Raw genomic sequence first — 14,331 nt, forward strand, 5'->3', positions numbered from 1 at the left:
TGCCAGAGGGGGCTCTGGAGGGGACCGACATGAAGACCAGAACCATCGCAGCAGGCGTCGTCGCGCTGTCGCTCATCGCCGGCGCGGCCCAGGCCATGACGGTGCAGGAGTTTCTGACCACCGCCAACGCCATCCCTCAGAACCCGACGGCCCTGCTGCGCTCGGACACGCGCCGGCTGATGGCCGAGTTCCGTGGCGCCGCCCGCACGGTTCGCGCCGAACAGACCGCCGCCACGACGGCCGGACGACCGCCCGCGACCTGTATGCCGGAAAAGGTCGGCTTCTCGCCGGACCAGATCCTGGCCCGCTTCAACACCATTCCCGCCGCGCGTCGCAACATCAGCGTGACTCAGGCGATGCGCGAATGGATGGCGGCGGAGTATCCCTGCCGATAGGGTCAGGCGGATCGACGATCCTTCGCAGGACGGACGAAGTCCGATTGAGGAATTCCGGTTCGTCCCCAGCCCCAACAATCTGTCCACGGTGCAGGCGACGTCCTCGTCTGACGCAGGCGTATGGGACGGCTAAAGCGTTAATCGATGAACGCCTTCGCCCCCATGCCCTTCTCGTCCTCGCCCATGGAAAACGGCGGCGTCAGTTCGATGCCGCACAATCTGGAAGCCGAGCAGGCGCTGCTGGGCTCGCTGATGTTCGACAACGCCGTGTTCGAACGTCTGAACGACCGGCTGCGGGGCGTGCACTTCTACGAGCCCTTCCACCAGCGGCTGTTCGAGGCGGTCGAGGATCACATCCGCCAAGGCATGCTGGCCGAACCCACCATCCTGATGGAGCGGTTCAAACAGGATCCGGCCTTCCAGGAGTTCGGCGGCCTGCGCTACCTCGCCGACCTGGTGGACCGCGCCCCCCCGGCCGCCAACGCCCCCGACTATGCCCGTGTCGTCTATGACCTGGCCCTGCGCCGCGACCTGATCCGCATCGGCGGCGAGATCATCAAGGAGGCCCCCAACCCCGAGACGCCCGCCGACGAACAGATCGAACAGGCCGAGCAGACCCTCTATTCGCTGGCCGAGACGGGCAAGCCCTCGTCCGGTTTCGTCAGCTTTTCCCACGCCTTGTCGGGCGCCGTTCAGATGGCGGCCGAAGCCTATCAACGCGAGGGCAAGCTGGCTGGTCTGGCCACGGGCCTGAACGACCTGGATCGCAAACTGGGCGGCCTGCACCCCTCCGACCTGCTGATCCTCGCCGGCCGCCCGTCGATGGGCAAGACGGCGCTTGCCACCAACATGGCCTTCAACGTGGCCCGCGCCTATCAGTGGGAACCGACGCCCGAGGGCCGCAAGACGGTCAACGGCGGGGTGGTCGCCTTCTATTCGCTGGAAATGAGCGCCGAACAGCTGGCCATGCGTATCCTGGCCGATGCGTCCGGCGTGTCGTCGGACAAGCTGCGCAAGGGCGAGATCGACGCCACCGACTTCGGCAAGCTGCGCGACGCGGCCGTCGAGATCGGCGAAAGCCCCCTCTACATCGACGACACCGGCGGCCTGTCCATGTCCAAGCTGGCCGCACGGGCGCGCCGCCTGAAGCGGACGGAACAGGGGCTGGACCTGATCATCGTCGACTATCTGCAACTGATCACGACCGGCAACACAGGCGGGCAGAAAAACCGGGTGCAGGAAGTGTCCGAGATCACGGGCGGGTTGAAGGCCCTGGCCAAGGAGCTGTCGGTGCCGATCATCGCCCTGTCGCAGCTGTCGCGTCAGGTCGAGCAGCGCGAGGATAAACGCCCCCAGTTATCCGACCTGCGCGAATCCGGCTCGATCGAGCAGGACGCCGACTGCGTGATGTTCGTCTATCGCGAGAGCTACTACCTGGGCCGCGCCGAACCGCGCGAGGGTTCCGAAGAACACCTGCAATGGCAGCAGGACATGGACCGCCTGCAAGGCCAGGCCGAGGTCGTCATCGGCAAGCAACGCCACGGCCCCATCGGCATCGTCAAACTGGCCTTCGACGCCGACACTGTCCGCTTCGGCAACCTGGCGCACGGCTATGAAGAGGTCAGTTACGAGTAGCTCTATGGCTGGACAAGCTTAGCTTTTGGCTTGAACGATGATCGCCATGATCACGACGTCCGCTTCTCCAAAATTTTCCCAGCAAGTCTTGGCCGAGTTCGGCATCTTTCCGCTTAAGGGCATCCTCTGCCTCGCCTCGATCAGCGCAGTGGCCGCAGCTTTCGGCCTGTTGTTTTGGAAACAGGACGTGTGGGGGCCCGGCTATGCCTTTGCCGTCGTAATCGCCCTTGGGTGGTTCGGCGTCCTTTACGCGACGGCATCGACGATGCTGGACGCTCGCCCTTCCCTTCTGGGCCTGGCGAAGTTTCTTTTGACGCTTGCCGCCATGGCCGTGCCAATTGGCTTGGCCATCTTTTTGGTAATCGTGGGGATCAAGGACTCCATTCCGGCAGCTTTCCTTTCGGGAGGTCTGCTATTGCTCGGTGGAATGGCGCACGTAGCTCTTTTACCCGCTTGGCCAATCACCCACGCCATATCGCAGAACTGGGTGAGCCCACTGGCCGCCTTGCGCGCGACAAAGGGTCATCGCGGCGGCCTGATCTTCGTGGCCCTGCTGCTCGGGGCCTTCAATCGCCTCATCCCCAGCATAGACACCACCGCAAGCTTTACAGCTGCATGCGTCATGGCCGTCGTGGGCGCGATTGGCAGCGTCGCATGGGCGATGGCCTTTGTGAGTATCTCGGTCGCATCATCGAAGCTCATGAGCCGAAACTTGGCGGCGAACCAACTTGGTCAGTCGAAGACGCGCGCGAACTGACACCCAGCCCGTTTCGACCAGCGCACCAAAACCCCATTTTGCGTCGCCTCTTCCATCGGCGCGGTGATGGCGCATAAGGACGCCATGACCGCATCGACCCCCGCCGTCCTCTCTGTCGATCTGAACGCCCTGGCGCGCAACTATCATACGCTGGAGGCCGTCAGCGGCCAGCCGGTGCATCCGGTGGTCAAGGCGGACGGCTATGGGCTGGGCGCCCAGGCTGTGGCGACGCGGCTGATGGCCGAGGGGGCGCGGACCTTCTTCGTGGCGCGGGCGGCCGAGGGCGTGCGGCTGCGCGCGGCCTTGGGCGCCGATGGTCCCGTCATCTATGTTCTCGACGGCTGCCACGGCGATGATGCCGGGATGCTAAAGGCGGCGGACCTGCGTCCGGTGCTGAACCATCCGGCGCAGATGCAGGCCTGGGCGGCAGCGGGCGGCGGCACGTGCGGCCTGCAGATCGACACCGGCATGAACCGGCTGGGCGTCCGGCCCGAGGATGCGCCCGAGGCCTTCGACGGCCTGGCCCTGGTCCTGACCCACCTGGCCTGCGCCGATGAACCCGCCAATCCGATGAACCGGCGCCAGCGCGACGCTTTTGCGGGCGTGGTGGATCGCTATCCGGGCGTGATCCGATCCTTCGCCAACTCCAGCGGTTGTTTCCTGGGCCCCGAGTTCGCCTTCGACGCCGTGCGGCCGGGCATCTGCCTGTACGGCGGCGGACCGGAGGGGCGGCCTGATCCCCGGATCGCGCCCGTGGCTGCCCTGACGGCTCAGGTGCTTCAGGTGCGCGACGTTCCGGCGGGCGAAAGCGTCGGCTATTCGCGCGGCTTTATCGCCAACCGCCCGATGCAGGTCGCGACGGTGGCGGCAGGCTATGCGGATGGATTGCTGCGGTCCTATTCGCCCCAGGGCGCGGTCTGGATCGCGAACGAGACCCGACCGCTGCTGGGTCGGGTCTCGATGGACGTCTGCGCGGTGGACATCACCGGCCTGGACGTCGCGGTCGGCGATCCGGTCGAGTTGTTCGGCCCGAACCGGCTGTTGGACGACGCGGCGGCGGCTGCGGGGACCATCAGCTACGAGCTGCTGACCTCGATCACCCCCCGCGTACCGCGCGTCTATTCTCAGTAGCCTGCGCCCATCGCGGCGAGACCGGCGGTCGAGGCGACGAAGGTCAGGGCGATAGCGCCGAGGATGGCGGCCATCACCATGCCCAGCACGATGCCGGCGATCAGGATGACGATGAAATAGACGACCTTCTTGTCTTCCGGCACCTTCATCAGGATCGGCAGACCCAGGAACAGAAGGACCAGGCTGTAGATGCCGCCGATGATCGACACCCATCCCAACAGCGGGATCAGGTTGAACACGCCGGCGATCCACGACGCGGTCGAGGCGTAGACCGCCAGCTTCATCGCCTGGACCGGATTGGGAGCGCCGCCGAAGCTGGACGCCAGGGCGTTGATGATGATGCCCAGAATGAAGACGCTGGCCAGCGACAGGCCATACGACACGATGGCGAGGACCAGAGCGCTGACGATCGAGGCATGGCCGAACACCACGCTGCCGATCAGCGTCGCGACCGGACCGATGGCGGCCAGGATCATCGCATAGCGGGTGAACAGGCTCTTGGTGGTGGCGAACTCACTGTCGATGCGCAGCCACTCGATCTTGGGCTGAAGCAGGATTCCCTTGACCCGAGCGATCAGGGCGGGATCGACGGCGGGTTGGGAATGGGTCGTCGGATCGGTCATGGCGCGCCTCGGCGATTGATGTGTGTCGAATGTTGACGTTGCGTCGCCTCAAGAAGCAAGGGCGTGCGACGGGTTCTCAATACCTTGATATGGCAAAGGTTGCGTGTACGACCGAAACTGTCGTGGAAACAGGCCATGCGCTGTCGAACAGGCGGCCCAGACCGTTCGATCTGCTAAGGAAGCCCATGGCTCGCGATTCCGCTCTCTATGTCTGTCAGTCCTGCGGCACGGTCCACGGCAAATGGTCGGGCCAGTGCAGTTCCTGCGGTCAGTGGAACACCCTGAGCGAGGAAAGCCGTTCGGCCCCGCCCGGCGCGATCAAACCCTCGGCTGCGACCTCGGCCCGATCGCGCGGCATTCAATTCGAGACCCTTCAGTCCGACACGCCCGAACCGCCGCGCATCACCACGGGCGTGGCCGAGTTCGACCGCGTCTGCGGCGGCGGCGTGGTGCCGGGATCGGCCATATTGCTGAGCGGCGACCCTGGCGTCGGCAAGTCGACCCTGTTGCTGGAGGTCGCGGCCAAGGCGGCGCTGAAGGGATCGCGCGTGGCCTATATTTCGGGCGAAGAGGCGGTTGAGCAGATCCGGGCGCGTGCCAAGCGGATGGGCCTGGCCGATGCGCCGGTCAATCTGGCGGCAGCGACGGCCCTGCGTGAAATCCTGGGCACGCTGAAGCGCGAGCATTTCGACATCGTCATCGTCGATTCGATCCAGACCCTGTGGTCCGACGTGCATGAAAGTGGCCCCGGCTCGATCACCCAGGTCCGGGCCTGCGCCGGCGAAATGGTGCGGCTGGCCAAGTCGCAAGGCGTCGCCGTCATTCTGGTCGGTCACGTCACCAAGGACGGCCAGGTCGCCGGCCCTCGCGTGGTCGAACACCTGGTCGACGCCGTCATGACCTTCGAGGGCGAGCGCGGCTATCCGTTCCGCATCCTGCGCGCCGGCAAGAACCGCTTCGGCGCCACCGACGAGATCGGGGTGTTCGAAATGGGCGACAGCGGCCTGCGCGAGGTCGCCAATCCGTCCGCCCTGTTCCTGGGCGAGGGCAAGGAGCGCGCGCCGGGCGCCGCCGTCTTCGCCGGGATCGAGGGCTCTCGACCCGTGCTGGTCGAGATGCAGGCGCTTGTGTCCAAATCCGCCTATGGCACCCCGCGCCGCGCCGTGATCGGCTGGGAAACAGGACGCCTCGCCATGGTGCTGGCCGTGCTGGAGGCCCGCTGCGGTTTCGGCTTCGGCGATCAGGACGTCTATCTGAACGTCGCGGGCGGCCTGCGCATCAACGAACCGGCGGCTGACCTCGCGGCGGCGGCGGCCCTGATCAGCTCGGCGACCGGCGTCTCCCTGCCCCAGGGCTGCGTCGTCTTCGGCGAGATCGGCCTGTCGGGCGAGGTCCGCAGCGTCGGCCGCGCGGAGGCCCGCCTGCGCGAGGCGCAAAAACTGGGCTTCGATCAGGTTCTGAGCCCGACTTTGACCGCCAAGACCAAGGGGGTGAAGGTGACGTCGGTGACGCGACTGACGGATGTGGTCGAACGAATCTCGCAGAACCGCTATTAGACCCTCGTAGCAGCCGCAGGATCCCGAACGCGTGACCGGATACGACGTCTTCGCCATTGTGGTGATCCTGTTTTCCGTCGCCGCCGGTTGGGTGCGCGGCGGGGTGCGCGAGGTCATCACCCTGCTCAGCGCGACCCTGGCCGCCCTGGTGGCGCTGATCAGCCTGCCATGGACAGCCGGCATCGGCCGGTCGTTCGTGGATCCCGAATGGGCCGGGTCGATCCTGGCGGCCGTCCTGACCTTCTTCGTCGTCTATTTCGGCCTGCGCCTCGTCGGCTCGATGATCTCCAAGAGCGCCAAGGACAATCCGCACCTGGGCGGCGTCGACCGCGTGTTCGGTCTGCTGATCGGCGGCATCCGCGCCCTGGTCCTGATCGGCGCCGTGCATCTGGTCGTCGTGGCGGCCCTGCCGGGCGAGCGGACGCCGCGCTGGCTGACCAATGCGGCCCTCTATCCGGTCAGCGCGATGGGGGCCCGCGCCATCCAGATCGTCCTGCCCAGCCTCGGACGCGGCGCCGACGCGATCACCCCCGTGGTCGATTCGTCCGTGCGCAGGGGATTTTCGGACGACGAAGCCTTGCCCCCGACGCAATCAGAGCCTAACTCGCCGCGCGAAGCCGCCCCTTAAGTTTCCCCGGTCATCGGAGCCCCACGATGCGCCACCATATCGCCGATCCCGTCGTCCACCGCGAGCACTGGCGCGAGCCGGAGGACGATCAGCTTCGTCTGGAATGCGGCGTCTGCGGCGTCTGGGGCGCCGATGCGGACGAGGGCTCGGCCATCGTCGCCCTTGGCCTGCACGCCCTGCAGCATCGCGGCCAGGAAGCCTGCGGCATCGCCAGCGTCAGGGACGAGCGTTTCCACACCGAACGTCACCAGGGCCTGGTGGGCGAGGCCTTCGGCGGCGCCGACCTGATGACCCGGATGCCCGGCAGCGCGGCCGTGGGCCACACCCGTTATTCGACCGCCGGCGGTTCCTTCCTGCGCAACATCCAGCCGATGTTCGCCGACCTGGACCAGGGCGGCATCGCCCTGGCGCACAACGGCAATCTGACCAACTTCAAATTCCTGCACAGCCAGCTGGTCAGCGAAGGCGCAATCTTCCAGTCGACCTCGGATTCCGAAGTCATCCTTCACCTGATCGCCCGCAGCCGCAAAGCCAAGATCGTCGACCGCTTCATCGACGCCCTGGCGCGGATCGAGGGCGGCTATGCGCTGGTCGCGCAGACGCGCACCAAGATGATCGGCGCGCGCGACCCGCTGGGCATCCGGCCGCTGGTTCTGGGTCAGGTCGGCGAGGCCTGGGTGCTGGCGTCCGAGACCTGCGCCCTGGACATGATGGGCGCCACCTTCGTCCGCGACATCGAGCACGGCGAGATCGTGGTCATCGACGACAGCGGCCTGCGGTCGATGAAACCCTTCCCGGCGCGCGTGGCTCGCCCCTGCCTGTTCGAATACGTCTATTTCTCGCGCCCGGATTCGGTAGTGAACGGTCGTTCGGTCTATGAGGTCCGCAAGGAGATGGGCCGGGGCCTGGCCCGCGAGCTGGGCGTCGATGCAGACATCGTCGTGCCGGTGCCCGACTCGGGCGTGCCGGCGGCTCTTGGCTATGCCCAGGAAAGCGGCATCCCCTACGAGATGGGCATCATCCGCAGCCACTATCTGGGCCGCACCTTCATCCAGCCCAGCCAGGGCGCCCGGCAGAAGGGCGTGCGGATGAAGCACAGCCCGAACAAGTCGGCTCTCGCCGGCAAGCGCGTCGTGCTGATCGACGACTCCATCGTGCGCGGCACCACCTCGCTGAAGCTGGTTCGCGCCGTGCGCGCCGCCGGCGCGACAGAGGTCCACCTGCGCTCGGCAAGCCCCCAGATCCTCTTCCCCGATTTCTACGGCATCGACATGCCGGAGCGCGCCCAGCTGCTGGCCGCCAACAAGACGCTGGAAGAGATGCGCGACCTGCTGGAGGTCGATTCGCTCGGCTTCCTGTCCATCGACGGCCTGTATCAGGCGATGGGCGAGACCGGCCGCAACAACGCCGCACCCCAGTTCACCGACCACTATTTCACCGGCGACTACCCCACCCGCCTGCTGGATCGCGAGATCGAGGAAGGCGGCCGCGAGTTCGGCGCCAAACAGTTGTCGCTGCTGGTCAGCGCGTAGGGCTTGTAGGCTTAGACTTCTTCGTCGGGCATCGGCGACCAATCGGTCCAATTCTGGGCGGTGTGATAGACGCGCAAGACACGCAAGCTGTCGTTCGCACCGCCGACCAGGCTGTAGATGATGATGTAAGACGTGCGCAGCACCGCCTTTTCATAGGTGCCTGATCGCTCGCCGGGACGACCGATCGGGCGACGCGCTAAAGCATCTATCGTGCTTCGGATACGATCCGCCACATCCTGCGCCGCATCGGGGTTACGTTCCGCGAGATAGTCGATGGCGGAATGGTATTGAGCCAGTGCGACCTGCGACCACTCGACATGCCTCAAACGGTTTTCCGATGCTTGTCGATAGTTGCCTGGATCTGACGCATGGCCTCTTCGTGAGCCACGACGCGCCCATGTTCGAAATCGTCGAGCGCGGCGTCGATAGCGATCTGCATTTCCATTTCACGATCAAGGAACGCTTCAAGGCCGCGTTCGGCGACCGCCGAAGGCGAACGCTGAGTCTGCTCGGCATAGCGGCCCAGCTTGTCCTTGAGTTCTTGGCTGACCCGGAGGGTGAGCGTCGCCGACTTCGCCATGATCGCCTCGCTTGAATGTCATGCAATGTAACACATTGACCCGTCGCGTCGCCACTCCTACCACCCGAGGATGACCGACGCCTTCCCCCTGCACGACCGTATCGCCCTCGTCGTCGGCGCCTCGCGCGGCATCGGCTATGAGAGCGCCCTGGCCCTGGCCAAGGCGGGCGCGCACGTCATCGCCACCGCCCGCACGCAGGGCGGGCTGGAGGAACTGGACGACGCCATCTTCGCCGCCACCGGCCGCCACGCGACCCTGATCCCGTTCGACCTGGTGGACGGCGGGGCCATCGACCGGCTGGGCGGGGCGATCTTCGAACGGTTCAAGAAACTGGACATCTGGGTCCATGCCGCCGCCACCATGGGGCCTTCGGGCCTGACGCCGGTGTCCCACGCCGATCCGCGCGAGTTCGCCAAGATCGAGAAGACCAACTTCACCGCCGTCTATCGCCTGATCCGCTCGCTGGAACCGCTGTTGCGCGCCTCCGACGCCGGCCGCGCCATCCACTTCACCAGCAGCGTCGCCAGCGCGCCCAAGGCATTCTGGGGCATGTACGCCGCGACCAAGGCGGGGGCCGAGGCCCTGGTGAAGGCCTGGGCCGACGAGATCGAGAGCACGCCTGTGCGAGCCAGCATCGTCGATCCGGGCCGCATGCGCACCGCCATGCGCGCCCAGGCCTATCCAGGTGAAGACCCGTCCGGCCTGCCCCACCCGTCCGAAATCGGGCCTCTTGTCGTCGATCTGGCCAGCGGCGACGCCACGCCCCCGCTGACGATCCGGTTCCGCGACTGGAAGGCCGGACCGACGACGGAAGCGCTGATCTAGGCCTAGGTCAGCCCCAGGCGCTGGCGCCCGGTTCCTCGCGGAAAGAGAAGTCGCCGTCGGTCGAGACCGACAGGTCGCGCCAGGTCTCAAGCTCTGTCGTCAGGCCAGCGATCTTGCCCTCGATCATGCCTACCGCGTCCGTTCCGGCCGCCCATCGCACGGGCGGATTTTCAGCATTGGCCAAGGTCACCAGCGCTTGACCCAGCTTGGCCGGATCGCCCGCCTGGTTGTGGCTGCGGGCCTCATAGAAGTCGCGCAGTGCAGCCGAGGCCTGGGCGTAGTCGGCAATGGGATTGGCGGCGTAGACGACCGAGGTCGCGTCCAGGAAGTCGGTGCGGAAGAAGCCCGGCTCGACGATGGTGACGTGGACGCCGAAGGGGCTGACCTCCTGGGCGATCGACTCGCTGAAACCCTCGATGGCGAACTTCGAGGCGCAATAGATCGATCCGGACGCCCCGCCCACCATGCCCCCCACGGACGAGACGTTGAACACATGGCCCGAGCGCTGGGTGCGCATGACCGGCAGGACGGCGCGGGTCATCTCGAACAAACCGAAGACATTGGTGTCGAACTGGCTTCGCGCGTCTTGGGCGGTCGTCTCCTCGAAGATGCCGAGATGGCCGTAACCGGCATTGTTGACCAGCACGTCGATGCGGCCGAAGCGGGCCACGGCGGCCTCGACGGCGGCGGCGATGGCGGCCGCGTCCGTGACGTCCAGCGCGATGGACAGGACCGCGTCGCTATCGGGGCCAAAGGCCTTGATCAGGGCGTCGCGATTTCGACCGGCGACGACGACGCGGTCGCCGGTGTCCAGGGCGGCGCGGGCGATCCCGGCGCCCAGTCCACGGGCCGCGCCGGTGACGAGCCAGGTCTTTTGAGTTGTCGATGTCATGGGAAGTCTCCTCTGTCTGACGGGACGGAGAAGACGCCGTTTCAGCTTCCTCGCGTTAGGGCGATCCGGGCGAAGTCTTGCACGATCCTGTCAAACTGTCCCCGCCCGCTTGCGCGCACGCGACGACGGGCGTTGGATGCGTCCATGAGCCTCTTGCCCGAAATGACCGACATCGTCGCGCGCCACGCGCCGTCGGATCTGTCGCGATCCGCCGTGCCGGGCCTGCGCCTGTATGGCAGCGACGCGCAGACGCGGATGATCGCCGTCGCGTATGATCCCATGCTGTGCCTCGTGGTGTGCGGCGCCAAACAGACCATCCTGGGAGAGACGGTCTATTCCTATCGGGCTGGCGATTGTCTGGTGGTGTCGGCGGAACTGCCGGTGTGCGGCAGCATCATCAAGGCGCCGTATCGCGCCCTCAGCTTCGACCTGAACCGCGCGACCATCGCCGGCCTGATGCTGGAGATCGACGCCCCCGGCACCTCGGATCAGCCGCCGCCGACCGGCATCCACGTGACTCGACTGGAGGACGAACTGCTGGAGCCCATGGCGCGCCTGCTTCGCCTTCTGGACCGGCCGGGCGAGATCGCCGTCATGACGCCGATGATCGAGCGCGAACTGGTCTGGCGCCTGCTCCACAGCCGGCACGCCGCCACTGTGCGCCAGATCGGCTCAGCCGAAAGCCGCCTGTCGGGCGTCAGCCGCGCCATCAGCTGGATACGCGCCCACTACGCCGAACCGATGCGGCTGGAGGCCCTGTCGGACATGGCGGGGATGAGCCTGTCGACCTTCCACCGCCATTTCCGCACCGTGACGACGATGAGCCCGCTGCAGTTCCACAAACAGGTGCGGCTGCGAGAGGCGCGCGCCCGACTGCTGACCGGCCTGGATGGCGCGGCCGAGACCGGTTTCGCCGTCGGCTATGACAGCCCGTCCCAATTCAGCCGCGAATACGCCCGCCAGTTCGGCCTGCCTCCGGGCAGGGATGCTGCAAGGATGCGCGAAACCCTGATGGTCGGCTGACCATTCGCCCCTGACGGCTGCATCCGGTCCCAGGCGCCTTGCTGCAGGTCGAGCGCAGCGGTCATGGGCCGGACATGACCCTGCTCCAGCCTTTCCTCGTCCTGCACATCTCGACCGGCATGGCCGCCGTCCTGGTCGGCTTCGCTCCGTTGTTGACCGCCAAGGGGTCGCGCGCGCATCGACTGTGGGGCCGCGCCTTCGTGGTGTTGATGACGACCCTGCTGGCCTGCGCCTGGGTGATGACGGCTTTGCGTTTCAACACCTACTTCCTGGCCCTGTCGGCGACGGCGTCCCTGACCCTGTTTTCGGGTGTGCGGGTGCTGGAGCGCAAACGGCCGGACATCCGACCGCAGGACCGGGCCAGGCCGCTGGACTGGGCGGCGACGCTGGGCGCGTTGGGCATCGGCGTCTGGGTGCTGGCCTTGATCGCCCTGGGCCGCTCGGACGGCCCGCCCGTGGTCTCTGCTGCCCTGGCTTATGGGGCGCTGTCTGTCGCAGCGTGGGATCTGTGGCGCTTTTCACGCCCCAGCGACTGGCCTTTTTCGCCCGACTTGTGGAGATACGAGCATCTGGTGAAGATGTTGAGCGCCCACGCGGCGGTGCTCAGCGCCTTCTCCGGCAACTTCCTGACCTTCCTGCCCCAGCCCTGGAGCCAGCTCTGGCCGACCGTCCTGTTCCAGTCGATGGCCGTGATCTGGACGGCGACCCTGATCCTGCGGCGCCGCGCCCTACAGGCATGAGGACGCCGTCGGTCGCCGTCGTCATGATGGGGTTCACAGCCTATTCCTATGCGGCGACGGTGGCGTCCGTCGCCTGGTACCTGCGACGGGATCGGCCAAACCTGACTCTGCCGACATCCTTGCTGTGGGCCGCCTTGACCTATGCGCCGTGGCTGGTCGTCGGCCTGATGGTCTGGCTGGTGATGCGGCGATGGGGCGCCGGTTGGAAGGCGGCGGGCGTCCTGACCGGGCTGATGGTCGCCGTCGTGCCGCTGATCGCCGCCCTCGGCGCACGGATCGACCTGACCTTCCTGCATCTGACCCCCACGCCGGATGACTGGATCAAGCGGATCATCGACCGGCTTCCGGTCGCCCTGCTGCTCTATACCGCAACCGTCGCCGTCGGCCTGGCCGCCGCCCAGTGGCGCAAGGCGCGCGAGGTTCAAGGTCGCCTCGACCACCTGACCCGCGCACTGGCCCTTGCCCGACAGGTTCAGCCCGACGACGCCCGCCTGCTGGTCTCGACCGGCAGAAGCCGCGCCTCGGTCGATCTACAGGCCGTGGAATGGTTCGCCTCGGCCGGCAACTATGTGGTGGTGAACTGGGACGGGCGCGAGGGCTTGGTCCGCGACACCCTTCAGGCGCTGGAGACGCGTTTGGACACGCGCCTGTTCGCCCGCATCCACCGCTCCACCCTGGTCAATCTCGCGCGGGTCGAGGGTGTAAAGCCCCTGTCGGACGGGTCATGGCGGCTGACGATGCAGAGCGGCGCCGAACTGGTGGTCAGCCGCACACATCGCGACGCCGTTTTGGTGCGGCTGGGTCGCGCGCCTTAGGGCAGCCGCGCCAGAACCCGCAGCCAGCCCTCGGCCTGGGCCAGGTCGATGGCCTCGAACAGCGGGATCGCCAGCAGGAAGACCATGCCGTCGCGGATGGTGGTCAGGAAGAAGGACGGACGCACCGACAGTTCCGCCTCGTCGCGCCACAGGGCGATGTTGGGCCAGAAACGCGGCGTGCGTGCCTTGTACGCCGCATAGTCTGCGCCGAAGGTCGCGCCCAGCCAGGCCTCTTCACGGCGCACCGTCAGATAGAAGACCGCCAGCGACGCCAGGGTGAACAGCACCGCCAGGGTCAGGCTGCCGCTCTGGGCGCCGATGCCGAAGGCGCCGAAGAAGCTGAAGATATAAAGCGGGTTGCGGCTGATCGAATACGGGCCGCGCGAGACGATCTCGGCCTTCTTGCGCCCGCCGATATAGAGCGAACACCAGGCGCGGCCGACGATGGCGAAGACGATGGCGGCCAGGCCCACGGCCTCGACGCCCTCATGCAGCGGACTGTCCAACCCGGTGACCGACTGGGACACCATGGTCAGTCCGACCAGTGCCAGCAGGGCGACAAGGACGGCGCCCTTGCGGATCTTCTGCACCGCCTGAAGGTCGAACACCTGGGTCGTGGTCATGAATCGCTCCGGATTGATCTCAAATCCAAGCGCCGCTTTCAACGGACGAGCAAGCGGTATGTTTGCGAGCGAAAATCGGTCTCGAAACGTCGGGGGACGGACGGTTTCAGAGGTTCGACAGAATATCCGCCAGTTCCGCCGGCCAGATCGTCTCGGTGGAGGCGAAGATGTCGGCGGGGCTCCACCACCGATGATCGACCAGAACGCCCTGCTCCTCCTCAGTCCAGCCGGCGGACGACAGGTCGAACGCCTCGGTGCGCAACAGGAAGAACCGCTGATCTACATCGGCCATCCGGCCGTCGGGCAGGCGGAAGCTGACGCGGACCTGGGCGACCTGGGGGCCGGGATCGTCAACGACCAGCCCCGTCTCCTCGAACAGTTCGCGACGGGCGGCGTCCTCATAGGTTTCGCCCGGTTCGCAGCCGCCGCCGGGCGTGGCCCAGAAGGCCGTGCCAGCCAGAGGTCCCTGGGAAAAGACGAAGTGCAACAGCAGCACCCGCCCCTGCCCGTCCAGGATCAGCCAGCGCGAGGTCGGCCGGTCGGGAAGGACGGGGGCGACCGCGTCGGTCATGCCG

At 66.6% G+C, this 14,331-nt stretch carries 17 protein-coding genes; 11 read left to right on the plus strand and 6 right to left on the minus strand.

Going from position 1 to position 14,331, the window contains the following annotated elements:
• Positions 1-29: 29 nt before the first annotated feature.
• From AC3ISA_RS00215 to alr, 4 genes are all read left to right on the plus strand, one after another.
• Positions 30-395 carry a hypothetical protein gene (locus AC3ISA_RS00215; protein ID WP_372694444.1) on the plus strand — a complete coding sequence of 122 codons (366 nt, stop codon included), beginning with the start codon at positions 30-32 and terminating at the stop codon, positions 393-395.
• Between the two features lie 144 nt (positions 396-539).
• Positions 540-2,030: a replicative DNA helicase gene (locus tag AC3ISA_RS00220; RefSeq protein ID WP_489178811.1), complete on the plus strand. Its 1,491-nt coding sequence runs from the start codon at positions 540-542 to the stop codon at positions 2,028-2,030.
• 37 nt (positions 2,031-2,067) lie between these two features.
• A complete protein-coding gene (locus tag AC3ISA_RS00225) occupies positions 2,068-2,787 on the plus strand; it encodes a hypothetical protein (protein WP_489178812.1) in 720 nt (239 codons plus the stop codon).
• An 84-nt stretch (positions 2,788-2,871) separates the two neighbouring features.
• Positions 2,872-3,918 carry an alanine racemase gene (gene alr / locus AC3ISA_RS00230; protein WP_489178813.1) on the plus strand — a complete coding sequence of 349 codons (1,047 nt, stop codon included), beginning with the start codon at positions 2,872-2,874 and terminating at the stop codon, positions 3,916-3,918.
• Here the strand turns inward: alr and AC3ISA_RS00235 are convergent.
• Positions 3,912-4,541 carry a Yip1 family protein gene (locus AC3ISA_RS00235; protein ID WP_489178814.1) on the minus strand — a complete coding sequence of 210 codons (630 nt, stop codon included), beginning with the start codon at positions 4,539-4,541 and terminating at the stop codon, positions 3,912-3,914. The two genes, alr and AC3ISA_RS00235, sit on opposite strands and share 7 nt — an antisense overlap.
• A 185-nt stretch (positions 4,542-4,726) precedes the next feature.
• Between AC3ISA_RS00235 and radA the strand changes: the two genes are divergently transcribed.
• From radA to purF, 3 genes are read left to right on the plus strand one after another with little or no spacing between them, the layout of a single operon-like run.
• The gene (gene radA, locus AC3ISA_RS00240; RefSeq protein WP_426022960.1) at positions 4,727-6,097 is read left to right on the plus strand and encodes a DNA repair protein RadA; all 1,371 of its coding nucleotides are present in this window, start codon (positions 4,727-4,729) and stop codon (positions 6,095-6,097) included.
• Between the two features lie 31 nt (positions 6,098-6,128).
• On the plus strand, positions 6,129-6,725 hold the full coding sequence (locus AC3ISA_RS00245; RefSeq protein WP_489178815.1) for a CvpA family protein: 597 nt from the start codon (positions 6,129-6,131) through the stop codon (positions 6,723-6,725).
• 26 nt (positions 6,726-6,751) lie between these two features.
• Positions 6,752-8,257: an amidophosphoribosyltransferase gene (gene purF, locus AC3ISA_RS00250; protein ID WP_372694428.1), complete on the plus strand. Its 1,506-nt coding sequence runs from the start codon at positions 6,752-6,754 to the stop codon at positions 8,255-8,257.
• A gap of 11 nt (positions 8,258-8,268) precedes the next feature.
• On the opposite strand, the gene AC3ISA_RS00255 is transcribed toward purF, so the two are convergent.
• Both AC3ISA_RS00255 and AC3ISA_RS00260 read right to left on the minus strand, forming a co-directional pair.
• A complete protein-coding gene (locus AC3ISA_RS00255) occupies positions 8,269-8,583 on the minus strand; it encodes a type II toxin-antitoxin system RelE/ParE family toxin (RefSeq protein ID WP_372694426.1) in 315 nt (104 codons plus the stop codon).
• Positions 8,580-8,837: a CopG family ribbon-helix-helix protein gene (locus AC3ISA_RS00260; RefSeq protein WP_372694424.1), complete on the minus strand. Its 258-nt coding sequence runs from the start codon at positions 8,835-8,837 to the stop codon at positions 8,580-8,582. Before AC3ISA_RS00260 ends, AC3ISA_RS00255 begins: the two co-directional genes overlap by 4 nt.
• 70 nt (positions 8,838-8,907) lie before the next feature.
• Between AC3ISA_RS00260 and AC3ISA_RS00265 the strand changes: the two genes are divergently transcribed.
• Positions 8,908-9,663 carry an SDR family NAD(P)-dependent oxidoreductase gene (locus AC3ISA_RS00265; protein ID WP_489178816.1) on the plus strand — a complete coding sequence of 252 codons (756 nt, stop codon included), beginning with the start codon at positions 8,908-8,910 and terminating at the stop codon, positions 9,661-9,663.
• 7 nt (positions 9,664-9,670) lie between these two features.
• Here AC3ISA_RS00265 and AC3ISA_RS00270 read toward each other — a convergent pair whose 3' ends face one another.
• Complete coding sequence (locus AC3ISA_RS00270; RefSeq protein WP_489178817.1) at positions 9,671-10,555, minus strand: oxidoreductase; 885 nt, start codon at positions 10,553-10,555, stop codon at positions 9,671-9,673.
• 144 nt (positions 10,556-10,699) lie between these two features.
• Here AC3ISA_RS00270 and AC3ISA_RS00275 point away from each other — a divergent pair, with 144 nt between their 5' ends.
• From AC3ISA_RS00275 to AC3ISA_RS00285, 3 genes are read left to right on the plus strand one after another with little or no spacing between them, the layout of a single operon-like run.
• Complete coding sequence (locus AC3ISA_RS00275; RefSeq protein WP_489178818.1) at positions 10,700-11,578, plus strand: AraC family transcriptional regulator; 879 nt, start codon at positions 10,700-10,702, stop codon at positions 11,576-11,578.
• Between the two features lie 38 nt (positions 11,579-11,616).
• Positions 11,617-12,318: a DUF2306 domain-containing protein gene (locus AC3ISA_RS00280; RefSeq protein ID WP_489178819.1), complete on the plus strand. Its 702-nt coding sequence runs from the start codon at positions 11,617-11,619 to the stop codon at positions 12,316-12,318.
• A complete protein-coding gene (locus AC3ISA_RS00285) occupies positions 12,315-13,133 on the plus strand; it encodes a LytTR family DNA-binding domain-containing protein (protein ID WP_489178820.1) in 819 nt (272 codons plus the stop codon). The genes AC3ISA_RS00280 and AC3ISA_RS00285 overlap by 4 nt, the downstream gene beginning before the upstream one ends.
• Here AC3ISA_RS00285 and AC3ISA_RS00290 read toward each other — a convergent pair.
• Both AC3ISA_RS00290 and AC3ISA_RS00295 read right to left on the minus strand, forming a co-directional pair.
• The gene (locus AC3ISA_RS00290; protein ID WP_489178821.1) at positions 13,130-13,756 is read right to left on the minus strand and encodes a methyltransferase family protein; all 627 of its coding nucleotides are present in this window, start codon (positions 13,754-13,756) and stop codon (positions 13,130-13,132) included. The genes AC3ISA_RS00285 and AC3ISA_RS00290 overlap by 4 nt on opposite strands.
• A gap of 106 nt (positions 13,757-13,862) precedes the next feature.
• Positions 13,863-14,327 (minus strand): NUDIX hydrolase, encoded by a 465-nt coding sequence (locus AC3ISA_RS00295; RefSeq protein ID WP_489178822.1) that lies wholly within the window; start codon positions 14,325-14,327, stop codon positions 13,863-13,865.
• Between the last annotated feature and the right edge of the window lie 4 nt (positions 14,328-14,331).

The organism is Brevundimonas sp. KH_058, from assembly GCF_057838505.1.